This window comes from Desulfosoma sp. (assembly GCA_037481875.1).
GTDB lineage: Bacteria > Desulfobacterota > Syntrophobacteria > Syntrophobacterales > DSM-9756 > Desulfosoma.
The window spans coordinates 46,141-62,375 of the sequence record JBBFKY010000008.1; the positions used below are offsets into that span (position 1 = coordinate 46,141).

The following is a 16,235-nucleotide window of genomic DNA, read 5'->3' on the forward strand; positions in this document are numbered from 1 at the left end:
CTTGAAGCTGACCTAAAACCTATCAGCAGGACTCCCAGAAACCATGCTTTCCCATGAGACACCTTTTCTAAAGCTCCTTCTCCGTTTTGGGTTTCTTCATCCGGAAGAAGCCGCTCGTTCTTCTCGACGACGCAAGCCTCTTTCGACGGTGACAACGAAATCCTGCACGTTGGTGAGAAGCGAGCGGGCGGTCAGGGAACCACGGTTGGCCAGTTTCTGCACAGCAAATTCGGACATATCGACCGTGTAGAAAAAGACCGGACGAACGGTCCCGTCATCCAAGACTCGATAAGCCGGCGCCATATTACCCGTGGCAATTGCGTGTAATTGCGTCGCCAAAGCCACAATGGTTGTCGCACCTCGCACCACTTGCCTCATGCGGTCCTGGGCTGCATAAACATCGGCGATGACTTCGGGAAGAGGGCCATCATCTCGAATGGATCCGGCCAAGACCACGGGAATACCACGTTTCCACGCCGCATGCATGATCCCGTCCGTCACAAGACCCTTTTGGATGGCGGCTTCTATGGATCCCAAGGCACGAACGCGGTTGATGGCATCCAAGTGATGATAATGCCCCAAAGGCACCAGACGCTTGGAATAGATTTCCTGACCCAGAGCCGTTCCGAACATGGCCGCTTCCACATCATGCACTGCCAAAGCGTTCCCTGCCAAAAGGGCATGCACGTAGCCCCTGTGGATCAACGCAATGAAGGCGTCACGAGCATCCCGATCGAAAACCAGAGCCGGTCCCAGCACCCAGACAATAAACCCGTGATCCCTTTCATGCCCTAAAAGATCGTAGAATTCGTCATAATCGATGGAAAAAGAGGTTTCTCGAGTGAGCCGGGTTCGAAAAGCAAACTTGTCCCCTCGATGGTCTTCTCCACTGAAAGCATCTGCATGAACATAGATACCCTCTTCCCCGTTTTCGCCACGACCCAAAGCCACTCGATCCCCTACCTGAAGGCGCCGAAATTCCACAACTTCCAGAGCCCCGTTCGGTCTTTGTACCACCACACAGTCCATGCGCGATTCCCGAAGAAGTTCCCAACGTCCGGGAGCCACATGGAAATATTCCGGAAAGATGGATGTGGCATGATACCCTTCGGGAGCCACCCCGGGTTGTTCCACGGTACCGAAACGCACTGTGGGAGCCTCCTTAAGGGGAGACACGGAAAAATCCGGGGGCGTGTACGGCGGAAACCAAAACATGGGAAACTCCTGCACAGCATAAGATAAAAACACCATGCTCATGGCTTTTCGTTGTCTACCATGGCTTTCAGAAAACCACAACCGCCTGTCCAAAATGGAAACAGCCTGAGTGATTGAGATACTCGACTTTATATGCAAAAAGGTGCTTCTGCCCACCCTTCTAAGGCATGGCGCGGCCCACGTCGTCTTGACAAAGGGTCAACCATCCAATAGGTTCCATGCATTCTGTGCATTGATGAAAGCAATGAACGCGGAGTCGCAGTCATGGACATTCGTCGATTGGAAGTTTTCTGTCGTGTCGTGGAATTGAGAAGCTTCACCAAGGCTGGCGAGGCCGTGCTTTTGTCTCAGCCGACCATCAGTGAACACATCAAGACTCTGGAAGACATGGTGGGAGAACGTCTGGTGGACCGGCTGGGTCGAGAAGCCGTCCCCACACCGGCGGGAAAGATTCTTTATCGTTACGCCAAAAAAATGATTCAGATCAAAGAGGAAGCTCTTCAGGCCTTGGCGGCGTACCGAGGTGATTTGGCTGGAACGGTGAATCTGGGAGCCAGCACTATTCCGGGCACCTACATTCTTCCAAAGCTTATAGGGATCTTTAAAAGCCATTATCCTGCGGTGCAGATCACCGTGCACATCGCTGGGACCAAAGAAGTTGCCGAAGGGGTCGCTGAAGGTCGCCATGAATTGGGTGTTGTGGGATCCCAATGGAAGGATCGCCGTTTGAGTTTTGAACGTATTTTTTCCGACGAGCTGGTTTTGGCCGTGCCCAAAGGCCATCACTGGGCTTCCTTGAATTCGATCCCTGTGGAAAGGTTGGCCGAGGAACCTTTCATCGCTCGGCATCGAGGTTCCGGAACCCGCATGGTCACTTACGAAATTCTGGAACACGCCGGTTTTGACCCGGGACGCCTTCGAGTGGTGGCGGAAATGAGCACGACGGAAGCCGTTCGCCAAAGCATCAAGGCGGGAATCGGTGTGTCTATTCTGTCCCTGCAGGCCGTGGCTGAAGATGTGGCTCACGGAAGTTTGAACCTTGTGGCCATTGAAGGGCTCACCTTTCATCGCGCTTTTTATCTGGCAAAACGCCGAGGTCGAGAAGCTTCGCCGGTGGCCGAAGCTTTGGAACAACACCTCAAGGCTCACAATCACCAAGTTTTGGATGAGTCTCCCCTCAAAAAACAAGCCATGATCTGACATAACAGTCAAAGTGCCATGCTTGACCATGGGCTTTCACCCTGTTTGGCGTAATGGTTTCCGTGAACAACAAACCCTGATAGAAGCTTATGCACAAACTTCCCAAACTTAGGGTGTTTTACGGCATTTCGCTGTAAAGATTTAACCCCCCATGATTCTCCAGGCCTGAAACCATGGCTTTTCTAGAAGGTACGCGCCCCCGGGCCGCGGTTTAGGCGTGCGGGACGCCCGCGCTCCCAAGGAGAACCTCGTTCTCGGACAAGCTCCTCTAGGAATGGACCGCTGGACCACCCCGCAATTTCATCCGACCTCTGGAGATACTGGACCCCCATGGGTTCCTCAACAATTCCGACTAGAAAAAACTTTGGGTTCAACCTTAGAGTTTCTGAACAAGGGATGCTACAGAAAATTCAAAGACTGGATGGCTCTAGCTTTGCATAGGACTTCTCGATATAACAAAGCACTCTTCATATAACTTTCCTATTTGTTTTTTTATCAATCTTTTTCCTAACCTTACCGTGAAAAACATCGAGGAAGGATGTTTCCCTCAATTCGGGGGAAAGGTTGCGGCCCTGATTTCCATCCGGTCTTGAGTTCATGAAAAGGAAAAGAGGAGCGTTGGATCGACAACAAAGGAGGAAGCGTCGATGGCCGTGAAAAACGTTTTTGCGTCGCGATGGGGTGTGATTGTTGTGGGAGCGGTGATCGGTATTTTGGCCCCGGTGCTTCAAAAGTTGGGTAATCCCGGAAACATGGGCATCTGTGTGGCCTGCATGGAAAGGGACATAGCCGGAGCTTTGGGGTTGCATCGCGCTGAAGTGGTTCAGTACATGAGGCCGGAAATTATCGGTTTTGTCCTGGGAGCCCTCGTAGCCTCCTATCTCTTTAAAGAATTTCGGCCTCGAGCGGGTTCGGCTCCAATTGTTCGTTTTGTTCTCGGCGTCTTTGCCATGATCGGGGCTCTTGTTTTCTTGGGCTGCCCGTGGCGTGCCATGCTGCGCCTTGCCGGGGGAGACTGGAACGCCCTGTTGGGTCTCGCAGGGCTCGCTTTCGGCGTCTGGATCGGCACCCTCTTTCTCAAATCCGGCTACACCTTGGGCCGCACTCAATCGGCGCCGACAACCGTTGGCTGGATTCTCCCTTTGATCATGCTAGGCTTTCTGATCTTACTTTGGGTTTTCCCTCAGGTTCCCGGAGAACCCAAAAGCGGTGTGCTGTTTTATAGTCTCAAAGGTCCTGGGGCTGCTCACGCCCCTGTCGCCGTCTCTCTGGGTGTTGGGCTTCTGGTGGGCTTCTTGGCTCAAAGAAGCCGCTTTTGTACCATGGGCGCTTTACGGGATCTCATCTTGTTCCGTCATACCCATCTGTTCGGAGGGTTTGTCAGCCTTGTTCTTTTCGCGTTTTTGACAAATCTCGTTTTGGGTCAGTTTAAGGCGGGTTTTGCCGGCCAGCCCGTGGCTCACACGCAGCATTTTTGGAATTTTGCAGGGATGGCCTTGGCAGGTCTGGCTTTCGCCCTGGCAGGTGGATGCCCGGGACGCCAACTGTTTTTGGCCGGCGAAGGAGACGGCGATGCGGCGATCTTCGTTTTAGGGATGATTGTGGGAGCTGCTTTTTCTCATAATTTCGGCTTGGCCAGTTCCCCTCAAGGGATCGGACCTCACGGCGTGGCAGCGGTCATCGTCGGCTTTGCCGTGTGTCTTTTCATCGGCTTGACCATGAGAAAACAAATGGCTTAAAGGAGGAAGGCAATGGCAACGACGGTCGATGCCAGAGGATTTTCATGCCCGCAGCCTGTTCTGATGACTTTGGAAGCCATTAAGGCAAAGCATCCCGAAGAACTCATTGTCCTCGTGGATACGGACACATCGAAGGAAAACGTCACCCGCGCCGCCCAGAGCCAAGGATACACCGTGAAGGAAGTAACGGAGGAAGGGGTAGGATACCGTCTGCACCTGGCACGAGGTTAAAAAAATAATGCTACGTTTTTTGAAAAAGTTTGTGCCGCGCAAAACCAAAGGTCCGGAAACGACAGCGGTCGATCGCGGTCTTTTAGTGTTTGAAAACACCAGCGAAGTGATTCAGGCGGAAAAGCACTTAAAATCCCTTGGGTATACAGTGACCGTCAAAGGCCCTCCGCCGGAAATTCAGAAGGGTTGCGATTTAGTGATCGAGTTTCCGCTCATGGAAAAGCTTACCCTTGAGCGGCATCTGGCAACAGTCGGCTTGGTACCATTGGCCGTTGTGCCCGTCACGGCGCCGCTCCTGGAACCCGTAAGCCTTTTCCATACTAAAGATTACGGATCCTATCTCATGGTTCGAGCAGCTAACATGAAAATCACCGTGGATAAAAAATCTCTGCGTATTGTGAACATTTCCGGAGGAGGCTGCCCGGACGTACCCTACCTAGCCGAGGCTCTTGTGGGAAAATCTTTGCACGAGGCCCCGCAGCCTCGAGACCTGGGACACACCCTGTGTGGCTACGCCTTGCAGTTGGCCTATGAGGAACTACGCCGTCAATGCTCGTAGTCGTTGGAACCATCCCTGATTCTTCTCTGCCTTTGGTCCATGGGCCGGTACAACTGAAAAGCGGCGTCCTTTCCGCCCAGGATTATTGTTTGCCCATCGGGCGAGGCACATCGGCGCTGGTCGCCGCAGCCGCCGTCACCCTGAAGCAACTCGCGGAGCAAGATGTGCATGTGGTGCTTGCCGGAGATATCGGCCGAGGTGACGGCAGCCGTGTTGTCTACCGGTATCTTGAAGAAAACCTCGGTCACTTCTCCACGGATGTGCTGGTTTTTCACTACCTTCAGCCCGATGTAGACTGGCACAATAGGGTCTTGTTCGCCGTCGAGGACATGCCTCGGCGCCCGACACTTATCGCCGACGCCGGTTTTATGTACGCGGCCAAAATGAGCGGTCAAGCGTCGGCTTACGATATCTTCACGCCTGATAAAGGGGAACTGGCCTTTCTTGCCGATGAACATGCTCCCCATCCCTTTTACACGCGAGGGTTTCTGCTGCACGATCATCACTCGGTTCCTGAACTCGTGGAAAAAGCCTATGCGCATGGAGATGCGGCTCGATGGCTTGTGGTTAAAGGGGAAACGGACCACATCGCCGAAAGGGGACACATTGTAGCCACCATTACGGAACCCCTTTGGGAGCCCATGGAAGCTATCGGTGGAACGGGAGACACCTTGACGGGCATTCTGGCCGCCTTGTGCACCTTGTCAAAAGATCCCCTTGACGCCTGTCGCCTCGCCGCTTTAACAAACCGTTGGATCGGGCGTCTGGCTCAGCCCACACCGGCAACGCAGATCGGAGAACTCTTGCCCTTCATTCCGGAAGCTCTGGAGAAGGCCCAATCCATGATGAGAGAGGAATCAAACGGGTGCGCCAAGATCAAAAGATTCGATTGACCGAAACCGTCACAGGGGCAGGGTGAGCTTCCAAACTGGCTCCGGGGGACCTGGACCGAGCCCTTTGTGGCCTGCGTTTTCCTACAGACGAAAATGTTCTGGTGGGACTGGACCGAGCGGACGATGCAGGCGTCTACAAGGTTTCCGAAGACTTGGCACTGATTCAAACGGTGGATTTCTTTACGCCCATTGTGGATGATCCTTATTGGTTCGGGCAGATCGCCGCCGCCAATGCCTTAAGTGATGTGTATGCCATGGGTGGTGTGCCCAAAACGGCCATGAACCTGGTGGCTTTCCCTGCCAAAGACATGGGGTTGGAAGTTCTTCGAGCCATTATTCAAGGAGGCATCGATAAGCTGACGGAAGCGGACGTCGTGCTCATCGGCGGCCATAGTATCGAAGATAAAGAACTCAAATACGGTCTTTCAGTCACAGGATTCATTCACCCTCAACACATTCTCACCAAAAAAAACCTGGAGCCCGGAGATCGGCTCATTCTCACCAAGCCCCTCGGAACCGGAATTATCAATACAGCCATCAAGGCGCGCATGGCTTCGCCGGAACTCATCGACCAGGTCACCCATCTCATGGCCACGCTTAATCGTTCTGCCTCGGAAATCATGAGGCGCTTCAAAGTCCACGCCTGCACGGACATTACCGGATTTGGTCTGCTCGGACACTTAGCTGAAATGGTGGAAGGTTCGGGAAAAAGCGTCCTCCTTGAGGCTCACAAGGTGCCGGTTCTTCCCCACGCCGAGGAATTCGCTTCCATGGGCCTGATTCCCGCCGGGGCTTACAAAAACCGAGAGTTCCGCAAACACATGGTGTCTTTTGCCCCCGATGTGCCTCTTTGGCTTCAGGATGTTCTGTTCGATCCTCAGACCTCAGGAGGTCTGCTGATCAGTGTGGCCTCTTCCGACGCCACAGCGTTACGCCGGGCTCTTGAAGAAAAAAACATTCCCGCCGCCATCATCGGCGAGGTTTTAGACGACCCCGCCGAACGCCTGGACGTTAAAACCTAAAAAACGTCCCAGCTACCCAATTCTATGGAAACCAAAGTGAGCAGGCTTGACTTTTAAGCCCACAAATGCAAATCAGTTGCATAAGAAATGCAGCGGTCGACCTGACCCGGATTTGAAAGGTCAGGGGTCCCGGCTCCAATTGATGGCAAAGCTTTGGTTATGGAGGAAAGAGCCATGCGGAACCGTCGATTTTTCGTCTTAAGCCTTTTGATTCTTGTGTTTTTCGGGTGGTGTTCTGCCGGATGGGGAGGGACGCCTCTTCATGTCTTTGTAAGTCTTGCACCCCAGAAAGAATTCGTGGAACGTTTAGCTGGAGACCGTGTCAAGGTCACGGTCCTGGTGCCTTCGGGCACGGATCCTCATACTTTTGAACCGTCACCAGAGCACATGAAGGGTTTATCTCAAGCCAGCCTTTATTTTGCCATAGGCTTTCCTTTTGAAAAAAATCTTTTGTCCCGCATCCGGTCCCTTAATCCTCATCTCAAAGTTGTTCAAACCGACCAAGGGCTTTTGAAAATCCCCATGCACGGTCACTTCCACAGCGAAGACCAAGTCACGGCATCCCATGAATCCCATGCAGGGGAAAAACGGGAAGAAACCCGGCAAGAAACCTCTAAGCATCATGCCGCCTCGCATGGGCATGAAGCTGGTGAACCGGATCCCCACGTGTGGCTGTCCCCTCCTATGGTCATGAACATGGCTCGAACCATGAGCCTGGCCCTTATGGAAGCGGATCCCGAAGATCGTGCCGGCTATGAAGCGCGTTATATCAGCTTTCTTATGGGCGTGGCAGCGCTGGACCTTGAAATTTCAAGAATTTTTTTGAACGCCAAGCCGCCTCGAGCCTTCTACGTTTTCCATCCTTCATGGGGCTATTTTGCTGAGGCCTATGGTTTGCAGCAGGTGGCCGTGGAATTCGAAGGCAAGGAAGCCAAGCCGCACCACCTCAAGGAAATTATCGCTTCGGGGAAGCAAGCGGGAGTGCGAACCCTGTTCGTCCAGCCTCAATTTTCTAAAAAAGCCGCGGAAATGGTGGCCAAGGAAATGGGAGCCAAACTAGAGGTGATCGATCCCCTGGCGGAGAATTGGATGGATAATCTTCGGCAGGTGAGCTATCGGATTCGAGAGGCTATGCCATGAAAGAGACCAAGCCGGTGGAGGTGGCGCAGGTCCGTCAGGTCACCTACGCCTACAACAAACACCCGGTGCTGGAAGATGTGGATTTAACGATTCATTCGGGTGATTTTGCAGCGATCATCGGCCCCAACGGTGGAGGCAAAACCACATTGCTGAAACTCTTGTTGGGGCTTCTTAAACCTCAATCGGGTTCGGTGACCCTCTTCGGCGACATCCCTTCCAAGAGCGTGCATCGTGTGGGCTACGTGCCACAAGATGCCCATATGCACCGTTTTTTCCCTCTAACGGTCCTGGAACTGACTCTCATGGGACGTCTTGGTCCAGGGCATTTTTTTCGTCGCTACACGGCCAGAGATCTGGCGGCTGCGGAAGCCGCTCTGGACCGCATGGAAATGCTTCCTTACAAGAAGGCGCGACTGGACGAACTCAGCGGTGGTCAAAGGCAAAGAGTTTTCATTGCGCGAGCTTTGGCTTCGGAACCCGACGCCCTCTTCTTGGACGAGCCGGCAGCAGGTGTGGATTCCGCGGGCCAGACCGACCTTTACAGTCACCTAAAGGAACTGAATGAAAACATCACCATTCTGGTTGTCACTCATGATCTTTTGGTTCTTTCCACCTACGTCAAATCGGTGGTGTGCGTGAATCGATCCGTTATCCATCATCCGGCACCGGAAGTCACGGAGGACATGTTGCGCTTGGGATATTCATGTCCCGTGGAACTTTTGGGTCATGGCCATCTGCCCCATCGGGTTCTGCCGTTGCATGGCCTTCGAAACCGTCTGTAAATGCCTTTGGATCAAGGGGGTGGACACGAGCGTCCTCGCCTCCATCGGTATGAGGTTGAAACCGTGGTTGAGTGGCTCCAGTTGTCCTTTGTCCAGAACGCTTTTGCAGCTTCTCTATTCGCCGGGGTGTTATGCAGCATTGTGGGAACCTATGTGGTGGCCAACCGCATTGCCTATTTGGCCGGCGGGGTGGCTCATGCCGCCTACGGAGGGGTCGGGCTCGCCTTTTTTTTGCGTATTTCACCGATTCTGGGCATTTTAGGCTTTACGACAGCTGCTGCCGTGCTCATGGGTCTGTTGTCTCTTCGAGAACGACACCGGGCCGATACGGCCATTAGCGTGCTCTGGGCCTTCGGCATGGCCCTTGGCGTCCTTTTGGTGGATCTCACTCCAGGCTATGGTGCGGATCTCATGAGCTATCTTTTTGGAAGTATTCTGACTGTATCCAGAAGTTCCCTCGCGGCCATGGCCGTTTTGACTCTTGTGGTGCTTCCCTGGACCATTCTTTTTCATAGGGAACTGGCGGCCGTCTCTTACGATGAATCCTTCGCCAAAGTGCGAGGGCTTCCCGTAACGGCCTTTTACCTCAGCATGGTTGTGTTGATGGCTCTAACGGTGGTGGTCCTGGTGCAGGTGGTGGGCTTGATTCTCGTCATTGCCTTGCTGACCATTGCACCCTACATCGCCGAAAAAAGAAGCCGATCCCTTCAGGGCATGATGTACCGTGCGGTACTTTACAATCTGTTTTTCGGCGTCGTCGGATTGAGCCTTTCCCTGGCTTTGAACGTGACATCGGGAGCAGCCATCATTTGCGTGGCGGCAACCGGTTACTTTGTCTCCGTCTCGGTGGACGCTTTAAGAAAACACTTGAAATAAGGGGACAAGATGTGTGAACGCTGCGATTACCGTAAGTTCTTAGAAAAAGTTGAGATTCGGCCCACCAAGCATCGCCTCGCGGTGTTGCAGATTCTAGGGAATGCGCCCCATCCTTTGACGGCTCAGGAAGTGTTTGAGGCCCTGCAGCCTCACTGCACCATCAACCGAGTGACCGTCTATCGTGTTTTGGAATCCCTTGTGGAGGGGGGAGTGGTGGAAAAGATAAGTGCTGGAGATCGAAGCTTTCGCTACGGCCTGGCTCCCAACGAGCACCATCCTCAGCATGCGCATTTCTACTGCCGCCTCTGCGGCTTTATGGCATGCCTGCCTCCTGAAAAACTTCCCAGTTTTTTCCACGACGATTCCACGCCAAGCCTTCCAGGGGTCGTGGAAAAATATGAAATCCGCCTGGACGGCATCTGTCACCGATGTCTTTTACGGGGCGCTTGAAGTACCGCGACCATGCATATCGGACTTTCCAACGTTTTCGCTTTCCTGAAATCGGCACTATCTATTTGTCTCGACCCCATGCGCTCTTCTATGCTTTTTGAGACGGACGATCACAAAGATTTTCATGACAGCGGCTATGGTAAAGACTTCGGTGAAGGGAAAGTGCTTTTAGGATTCGAAAGGTTTCACGTTTTCTTAGAAAAGTAAGTTTTTTGAACGGAGAGGTTTCATGAACGAAGAACGTTTGGACTGCCGAGGTTTAGCATGCCCGGCGCCGGTTCTGAAGGTAAAGGACATCCTGGATCGATCCCAGGTAGAGCGTGTGACGGTGCTTGTGGATAATGCGGCGGCAAAGGAAAACGTGAGCCGCTTTCTCAGCCGTGCCGGCTATCATGTGCAGGTTCGAGAAGAGGGCCGGGACTACGTGGTTTCGGGATCTCGAGAAACCCAGGAGACGTGCGAGATCTTTGTTCCTTCCAAGGAAGCTGAATCTTCTCGAATCTTGGTGCTTGTGGGAACGGAGCGCCTAGGTTCCGGGGACGATGTGCTTGGAACCAAGCTTATGGAAAATTTCCTGGGCACACTCAAGGAAATGGGGCAGGCTCTATGGCGTCTGGTTTTTCTGAACGGCGGTGTGCATCTCACCGTGGATGATTCTCCTGTTCTGCCTACCTTGCAAGCTCTGGAAAAGGACGGCGTCTCTATTCTGGTGTGTGGCACTTGTCTCAATCATTTTGGGCTCCTGGAAAAGAAGGCGGTGGGAGAAACCACCAATATGCTGGACATTGTCACGTCCATGCAGTTGGCCGACCGGGTGATCAGCTTGACGTGACGACAAGTGTTCAGCTGAAGTTGACAAAACAAAAAGCTTTTCTATACATGGGGTGGTTTTCCTAGAACTTTGATTACGAGGGATCACTCCATGGGCGGCAAGGCTTCCAAGAACCATCTGGTGTTTCATGTGTTGGAAGCCCTTCGAGAAGGGCTGACTCACTTTTCGGGACCAAGCCGAGTGGCACTTCTTTATGCCGAAAAGCGTGATGACCCCATGAGAGTGTGCGACCCGGAAGATCTGCTTCGAGGTCACGAACCGAAGCTCAAAGAGCTCTACGTGGACGGCAACGCATGGCGTCTGAACGCTCCAAATCCAAGAGACCTGCAGCGATTCGGGCAGATTTATCCCGAACCTAATTTACGTTTATCGGGCCTCATTTCTTTCGGCGGGTGTTCTCGATCTATTTTTTATCAGATGTGGTTTACGGAACATCATCCAGACATGTGCTCCATTTTGCCCACGGAACGTTGGTTGGAGCACGCCGCTTATTTGCTGTCCCACGATTTCGCCACAGCGGGAACCTTTCACACCGATTCTTCCCAGTACGTTCTACGTGAATACGCCACCCATGCCGTGCATGATGCCCTTTTGGACGGATTGAACCTCAAGATGGGCTGGGACAGTCGGTTGCGCATTTACCCTGTTTTGGACTCGGTTCTAGAGCTTTCCAAAACCCCGGAAGAAGGAGCATGGCCTCGAGGCAAGCTGGTTTTCATTGAGGAAAGCTGCTTGAAGGACTTGAACCTCATGGCCGTTTTTCCTGAAGGGGAACGTCCAAGCATTAGCAATACCAAACACATACGCAAGATTCTTTTAGCCGTGGAACATTCGGAGCGTTGGCTTGTCTCCGACGGTCGAGAATTGGTAGGAATCGGACGAGGCCCTTTGCCGGACTGTCGCATCAGTGCTGAATTTCTCGGCAGTTACGGCTTTTTGAGATTTAACGGGGAACCTGTGTGCAGCTTTTCGGAAGGACGCTTTTACTCGTCCAATCGCCGTGCCAAATTGGTGCAATTGGAAGAAGCTTTACTGACCTCAAATCTGGACTCGTCCAAGGCCCACACGCTTTTTCAAATCATCGCCGCCATTGTTCACGGAGCTCAAGAACGCAAGCACGGTTGCACTTTGGTGCTTGATTTGGGCCCTGAGCCCTTATCCATTTCCGGACACCTCCTCGAAAATCCGTTGGATTTACAGGATGCTGCCAACTTAGACCTGGCCAAATCCCTTTCCAAAATGGATGGCGCCCTGCATATCGGTGCTGACGCCAGGTTGTATCGCTTCGCCTGTCTTTTGGATGGCCGCGGTGTTGCGGGGGAAGACCGAGCGCGAGGTGCCCGCTACAATTCGGCGTTGCGCTTCTCTGCGGAACACGAACAGACCTTCATTGTGGTGGTTTCATCCGACCGACCCGCCTCGGTCATTTACGGAGGGGTGGAGCTTTCCGCCACATGCCCGTGGAGGCCTACTTTTAGTTTGTGTGGGGCGCTACCCACTCTTTCTGATTGGATCGCCTCGGCATAGGGGATTCCTTCATGACCAATCCAAAGCTTGCCTGTCCAAATTTCACAAAAGATGTCCATGCGCTTCGCCGCTTTGCCCTGGAATGTCATCTGGACGGCGTGGACTGGAGTCTCACACTGAAGGAGCTTCCTCAAAATCCCAGGCAAGCTTCCGAGCTGGTTCGGCACGTTTCGCATCTTCGACCTTTGGAAGTGCGCTATCATGCGGCCTTTCCCAATGTGGACTTGGGAGACCAGGATCCCGAAAAGGCTCATGAAGCCCTTCGAGTTTTTGAAAACGTCTGTCGCCTGGTTTCCAAGCTTAACGGTGAAAGCCTCACCATTCATGTGGGGCTCGGACGCAACACAACAGTGGACCTATCCTGGGAAAGAACCTTGGAAAACCTGACGAAGTTGAATGGTTTCGCCAGAAAGCTCGGCATTCGCCTCTGCTTGGAAAACCTGGCGTGGGGCTGGACCAGCCGCCCGGAGCTGTTTGAAAAAATGTTGCGGCAAACCGGTCTATGGGCGACTTTTGATATCGGCCATGCGGTTGTCAGCCCTTCCATCGTGACAGAACGTTTTGATCTGGAGGATTTTGTTTCACCGCACAGGAATCGCATCCTCAACGCCCATGTCTATCATCGGGAATGGCTGGACAGGCATCTTCCACCTGATTCCATGGAGGATGTGACCGACAGACTGAATTTGCTTCAAACACTTCCTTTGTGTGCATGGTGGGTGTTGGAATTGAGGGATGCCCGCGCCATTCTGAGCACACTGAAGGTCGTTCAAGCCTTTTTGAGGCTTTCAAACGGAGAGGAAAATCTCGTCACTTGGAGTCCATGAAAGGGCCGCTCAACGAAAGGAAAACCTTGGCGTTGTCATCGTCAGAGCCTTGGCAGACAAAACCCAGCGACCGCTTTGTTCTGCGCTGGATCAAAGTTCACCTTTCGTCACGCGTGACTCCACATCTTGCGTCGGTTCCCGGCATCCATCCCTGGATGATCACGGTGGCGTCCAGTGCTCTGGGAGTTCTCGCGGGGTTGTTTTTTGGACTGGGATGGGCTTTTACCGCCGGGTGTTTCGCGGCCTTGGCGCAGGTTTTGGACGGGGTTGACGGGCAGCTGGCTCGCTTGCGAGGTCTGGAAACGTCGTGGGGAGCTTTTTGGGACTCCACCTTGGATCGCTATGCCGACGGAGCCATGATGGTGGGCATGTGCGCCTTCATTGCTCAAGAAATGCCGAATATTTCCTTAGGGATTCTCATTCCTTTGGGCACGGTGGCTCTCCTAGGGTGCCAATTGATAAGTTACACGACAGCGCGAGCGGAAACTCTGGGGCTGAGCCTTGGACCACCCACTTTGGCAAGCAAAGGAACGCGCACCAGCATCATGATCCTTGCCGCTTGGGCTACGGTTTTTTGGAAGGCGGCTCCTGCAGCAGCCCTGATTGCCTTGGCGGGAATCAGCAACACGGTTGTCGTGCGCAGGCTGCTGTATGTCCGGGCGTCTGGAAGCCGCGCCAGGTCTTTCAAATAAGATTTAAAGCAGGACTGGTCACGCTATGGAACTTTTGGCACGGTGCGGAGTTATTCACGGGCGGTTTCAAATTCTCCATCTCGATCATCTTCGCTATCTTCTGGCTGGCAAAGCCCTTTGTGAGCACCTAGTGGTCGGTATCACGAATCCTGAACCCGCTTTAACGGCCAAAGATGAGACGGATCCTCATCGAACTGACCCCGAAGCCAACCCCCTGACCTATTATGAAAGACAGCTGATGGTTCGCCGCGCCCTGGAAAGTCACGGTGTTCCATTACAGGATTTTACAATAGTGCCTTTCCCCGTGAATTTTCCGGAACGCTATCGATACTATGTTCCTTTGGACGCCGTCTTTTTTCTCACCATCTACGACGACTGGGGACGAAAGAAGCTCGGCATGTTTCAGTCTCTCGGCCTCAAAACCCATGTGCTATGGGAAAAATCTTCACACGAAAAAGGTATTCGCGGTACTGAAGTGCGGCGTCGCCTTCGAGAAGACCTACCCTGGGAGCATCTTGTGCCTGAATCGACCGCTCAACTTGTTCGAGAATGGAAGATCGCCGAACGGCTTCGAGCCATGCCGCCTTCCTCTTGAAACCGGCTCAGCAGGAACAAGACCCAGTGGGAAATTTCGTGCTCATCCAGAAACCCTGAAGCAGGGCTCTGCACGTTTGCAGCGAGAAGCGGTTTTTCATGCCTTGCCGGAAGGGACTTCCCAGCGAAGGTCTCTGTCCAATTCCTGAAAGAGATCTTCCAAACGGTATAAGATCCGGTCCAAGTCTCGAAGTTCCTTTGCCAGGAGCGCCTCTCGGGCTTCGTCCCGGCAACGGGCCAGTTCTGGAATGTGTTTATCCAGGACCTTTTTCCATAACGAAGACACCTTTGGATCTCGCGCCGTCCGTTCCAGTTCCTCCACAAGATGGTAAAGCGCGGGGGGCTCCTGGACCAGGCGATTCTTTCCCACGTCTCGAAACATCGCGGCACAGCCTGGATAAAGCTGATCAAACCGACCTTGCTCATAAACCGGAACCAACCGAACATCGATTTGCATGGTTCGACTCATACCCCATCCTCCTATCCCAAATCTCGTCAAAGATCGGAAAAATATGCTAAAGGTTCGGCTTCAACGGGCCGAATATGACGATGAGTCGAAATGGCACCGTCAGTAAGGCACGAGCGAAAGGCGAAAGCCATCGACTCCGAAAGCGCCGAAGGGAGGTCACCGTGAGTTTGTCCGAGAATTCGCAATACCAAGGCCTTCAATGCCATGTCATAGTAGCGGCAAGGCGACGCCTCGCCCCAAAAAGGCCGAATCAGGGCTTTTCCTGAGAGGGCTGCATCTGGCCCGCCGTTTGTACGGCAGGGGCGATCGCGCTCCCAGGAAGAAGATCGTTTCCAGACACACTCCATGAGAGAGAATCAGGGAAAAGAATGACACAGCACAAAGTCTTTGTCTCCCAGGACGGTAAAGCAACGATCATTTGTCCTCAATGCGGTTTCAGCCGCAGTGTCCCGGCCTCGTCCATGGCTCAGCAGAACAAAACGGTTAAGGTCCGCTGCCTATGCGGGCATACTTTTAAAGTCTCCTTTGAAGTCCGCCAAGCCTATCGTAAACCCACCTATCTTTTTGGAGAATATCGGAAAAAAACCAAGGAATCCAGTTCCCCCTTTCGTCAGATGATTGTCTTGGACATCTCACAGCATGGCTGTCGCTTTCAAACACCTTTGCCCCATGACCTTCAGGTGGGGGACCTGGTTCATCTGGAGATTTCCCTAAACGATGCACGAAAGTCCCTTATCAAGGTTACGGGTGAAGTACGGCGTATTGAAGGCAAAAGTGTAGGCGTCTCTTTTGTGGATTTTGACTCCGGTTCCCAAAAGGCCCTGTCCTTTTTTCTCTTGCCCTAGAACCTTGTCCGAGAATAGTTTTTGGCTGTGGAAGCGCTTGCCTTACGTCCGCACAAAGAGCGGGTTGGACACGCGCTCCCATCCCAGGGTGTAGCCCAGATTCAGGTTTATAGAGGCAAGGCGTCACCTGGGCTCTAGCTAAAAATGGCATTCGAGACAACGCTCATTGTGCTTTCTCGGACAGCCTCCTGGAAACTTTCCCGAAAACGGCCCTTCTTCCACGTGTTTCCCGGGCGGTTCAGGCTCAGGGCCCGCAGCGGCAGTCACTCCGGTTCCCTTGGAGCTTTTATTCGTGCGACACAAGGTCTCAACCCCCAAATCTCCTCTTTAGGACAAACCCGT

General features: G+C 53.1%; 17 protein-coding genes and 1 pseudogene. 16 read left to right on the plus strand and 2 right to left on the minus strand.

The window, feature by feature from the left end; translation table 11 throughout:
* Positions 1-96: 96 nt before the first annotated feature.
* The gene (locus WHS46_11135; protein ID MEJ5349227.1) at positions 97-1,215 is read right to left on the minus strand and encodes a hypothetical protein; all 1,119 of its coding nucleotides are present in this window, start codon (positions 1,213-1,215) and stop codon (positions 97-99) included.
* 264 nt (positions 1,216-1,479) lie between these two features.
* Between WHS46_11135 and WHS46_11140 the strand changes: the two genes are divergently transcribed.
* The 15 genes and pseudogenes from WHS46_11140 (at position 1,480) to WHS46_11210 (ending at position 14,580) form a co-directional block, all read left to right on the plus strand.
* The gene (locus tag WHS46_11140) at positions 1,480-2,415 is read left to right on the plus strand and encodes a selenium metabolism-associated LysR family transcriptional regulator (GenBank protein ID MEJ5349228.1); all 936 of its coding nucleotides are present in this window, start codon (positions 1,480-1,482) and stop codon (positions 2,413-2,415) included.
* A gap of 617 nt (positions 2,416-3,032) precedes the next feature.
* Positions 3,033-4,154, plus strand: a pseudogene (gene yedE, locus WHS46_11145) (YedE family putative selenium transporter).
* A 12-nt stretch (positions 4,155-4,166) separates the two neighbouring features.
* Positions 4,167-4,385, plus strand: a complete 219-nt coding sequence (locus WHS46_11150) for a sulfurtransferase TusA family protein (protein ID MEJ5349229.1) — start codon at positions 4,167-4,169, stop codon at positions 4,383-4,385.
* Positions 4,386-4,392: 7 nt separating this feature from the next.
* Positions 4,393-4,944 carry a DUF3343 domain-containing protein gene (locus tag WHS46_11155; GenBank protein ID MEJ5349230.1) on the plus strand — a complete coding sequence of 184 codons (552 nt, stop codon included), beginning with the start codon at positions 4,393-4,395 and terminating at the stop codon, positions 4,942-4,944.
* Entirely contained in the window at positions 4,935-5,837 is a 903-nt protein-coding gene (locus WHS46_11160; protein ID MEJ5349231.1) for an NAD(P)H-hydrate dehydratase, read from the plus strand. The genes WHS46_11155 and WHS46_11160 overlap by 10 nt, the downstream gene beginning before the upstream one ends.
* A complete protein-coding gene (selD, locus tag WHS46_11165; protein ID MEJ5349232.1) occupies positions 5,810-6,859 on the plus strand; it encodes a selenide, water dikinase SelD in 1,050 nt (349 codons plus the stop codon). The genes WHS46_11160 and selD overlap by 28 nt, the downstream gene beginning before the upstream one ends.
* Before the next feature lie 174 nt (positions 6,860-7,033).
* The gene (locus WHS46_11170) at positions 7,034-7,999 is read left to right on the plus strand and encodes a zinc ABC transporter substrate-binding protein (GenBank protein MEJ5349233.1); all 966 of its coding nucleotides are present in this window, start codon (positions 7,034-7,036) and stop codon (positions 7,997-7,999) included.
* Positions 7,996-8,781, plus strand: coding sequence for an ATP-binding cassette domain-containing protein (locus WHS46_11175; protein MEJ5349234.1), 786 nt, complete (start codon positions 7,996-7,998; stop codon positions 8,779-8,781). Before WHS46_11170 ends, WHS46_11175 begins: the two co-directional genes overlap by 4 nt.
* 63 nt (positions 8,782-8,844) lie before the next feature.
* Positions 8,845-9,657 (plus strand): metal ABC transporter permease, encoded by an 813-nt coding sequence (locus tag WHS46_11180; GenBank protein MEJ5349235.1) that lies wholly within the window; start codon positions 8,845-8,847, stop codon positions 9,655-9,657.
* A gap of 9 nt (positions 9,658-9,666) precedes the next feature.
* Positions 9,667-10,107: a transcriptional repressor gene (locus WHS46_11185; protein ID MEJ5349236.1), complete on the plus strand. Its 441-nt coding sequence runs from the start codon at positions 9,667-9,669 to the stop codon at positions 10,105-10,107.
* Positions 10,108-10,336: 229 nt separating this feature from the next.
* Positions 10,337-10,939, plus strand: coding sequence for a sulfurtransferase-like selenium metabolism protein YedF (gene yedF / locus WHS46_11190; protein MEJ5349237.1), 603 nt, complete (start codon positions 10,337-10,339; stop codon positions 10,937-10,939).
* 90 nt (positions 10,940-11,029) lie between these two features.
* Positions 11,030-12,466: a DNA integrity scanning protein DisA nucleotide-binding domain protein gene (locus WHS46_11195; GenBank protein MEJ5349238.1), complete on the plus strand. Its 1,437-nt coding sequence runs from the start codon at positions 11,030-11,032 to the stop codon at positions 12,464-12,466.
* An 11-nt stretch (positions 12,467-12,477) separates the two neighbouring features.
* Complete coding sequence (locus WHS46_11200) at positions 12,478-13,293, plus strand: sugar phosphate isomerase/epimerase (GenBank protein ID MEJ5349239.1); 816 nt, start codon at positions 12,478-12,480, stop codon at positions 13,291-13,293.
* Positions 13,290-13,985, plus strand: coding sequence for a CDP-alcohol phosphatidyltransferase family protein (locus WHS46_11205; GenBank protein MEJ5349240.1), 696 nt, complete (start codon positions 13,290-13,292; stop codon positions 13,983-13,985). The genes WHS46_11200 and WHS46_11205 overlap by 4 nt, the downstream gene beginning before the upstream one ends.
* A 25-nt stretch (positions 13,986-14,010) precedes the next feature.
* Positions 14,011-14,580 carry an adenylyltransferase/cytidyltransferase family protein gene (locus WHS46_11210; GenBank protein ID MEJ5349241.1) on the plus strand — a complete coding sequence of 190 codons (570 nt, stop codon included), beginning with the start codon at positions 14,011-14,013 and terminating at the stop codon, positions 14,578-14,580.
* 96 nt (positions 14,581-14,676) lie between these two features.
* Here the strand turns inward: WHS46_11210 and WHS46_11215 are convergent, their stop codons facing one another.
* On the minus strand, positions 14,677-15,048 hold the full coding sequence (locus WHS46_11215) for a hypothetical protein (protein ID MEJ5349242.1): 372 nt from the start codon (positions 15,046-15,048) through the stop codon (positions 14,677-14,679).
* 368 nt (positions 15,049-15,416) lie between these two features.
* Between WHS46_11215 and WHS46_11220 the strand changes: the two genes are divergently transcribed.
* Positions 15,417-15,893 carry a PilZ domain-containing protein gene (locus WHS46_11220; protein MEJ5349243.1) on the plus strand — a complete coding sequence of 159 codons (477 nt, stop codon included), beginning with the start codon at positions 15,417-15,419 and terminating at the stop codon, positions 15,891-15,893.
* The last annotated feature ends 342 nt before the right edge of the window (positions 15,894-16,235 follow it).

Excerpts from the sequence above, each read along its gene's own strand:
- WHS46_11135 (MEJ5349227.1), bottom strand. The coding sequence starts at position 1,215 with ATGTTTTGGTTTCCGCCGTACACGCCCCCGGATTTTTCCGTGTCTCCC.
- WHS46_11140 (MEJ5349228.1), top strand. The coding sequence starts at position 1,480 with ATGGACATTCGTCGATTGGAAGTTTTCTGTCGTGTCGTGGAATTGAGA.
- WHS46_11150 (MEJ5349229.1), top strand. The coding sequence starts at position 4,167 with ATGGCAACGACGGTCGATGCCAGAGGATTTTCATGCCCGCAGCCTGTT.
- WHS46_11155 (MEJ5349230.1), top strand. The coding sequence starts at position 4,393 with ATGCTACGTTTTTTGAAAAAGTTTGTGCCGCGCAAAACCAAAGGTCCG.
- WHS46_11160 (MEJ5349231.1), top strand. The coding sequence starts at position 4,935 with ATGCTCGTAGTCGTTGGAACCATCCCTGATTCTTCTCTGCCTTTGGTC.
- WHS46_11170 (MEJ5349233.1), top strand. The coding sequence starts at position 7,034 with ATGCGGAACCGTCGATTTTTCGTCTTAAGCCTTTTGATTCTTGTGTTT.
- WHS46_11175 (MEJ5349234.1), top strand. The coding sequence starts at position 7,996 with ATGAAAGAGACCAAGCCGGTGGAGGTGGCGCAGGTCCGTCAGGTCACC.
- WHS46_11185 (MEJ5349236.1), top strand. The coding sequence starts at position 9,667 with ATGTGTGAACGCTGCGATTACCGTAAGTTCTTAGAAAAAGTTGAGATT.
- yedF (MEJ5349237.1), top strand. The coding sequence starts at position 10,337 with ATGAACGAAGAACGTTTGGACTGCCGAGGTTTAGCATGCCCGGCGCCG.
- WHS46_11195 (MEJ5349238.1), top strand. The coding sequence starts at position 11,030 with ATGGGCGGCAAGGCTTCCAAGAACCATCTGGTGTTTCATGTGTTGGAA.
- WHS46_11200 (MEJ5349239.1), top strand. The coding sequence starts at position 12,478 with ATGACCAATCCAAAGCTTGCCTGTCCAAATTTCACAAAAGATGTCCAT.
- WHS46_11205 (MEJ5349240.1), top strand. The coding sequence starts at position 13,290 with ATGAAAGGGCCGCTCAACGAAAGGAAAACCTTGGCGTTGTCATCGTCA.
- WHS46_11210 (MEJ5349241.1), top strand. The coding sequence starts at position 14,011 with ATGGAACTTTTGGCACGGTGCGGAGTTATTCACGGGCGGTTTCAAATT.
- WHS46_11215 (MEJ5349242.1), bottom strand. The coding sequence starts at position 15,048 with ATGAGTCGAACCATGCAAATCGATGTTCGGTTGGTTCCGGTTTATGAG.
- WHS46_11220 (MEJ5349243.1), top strand. The coding sequence starts at position 15,417 with ATGACACAGCACAAAGTCTTTGTCTCCCAGGACGGTAAAGCAACGATC.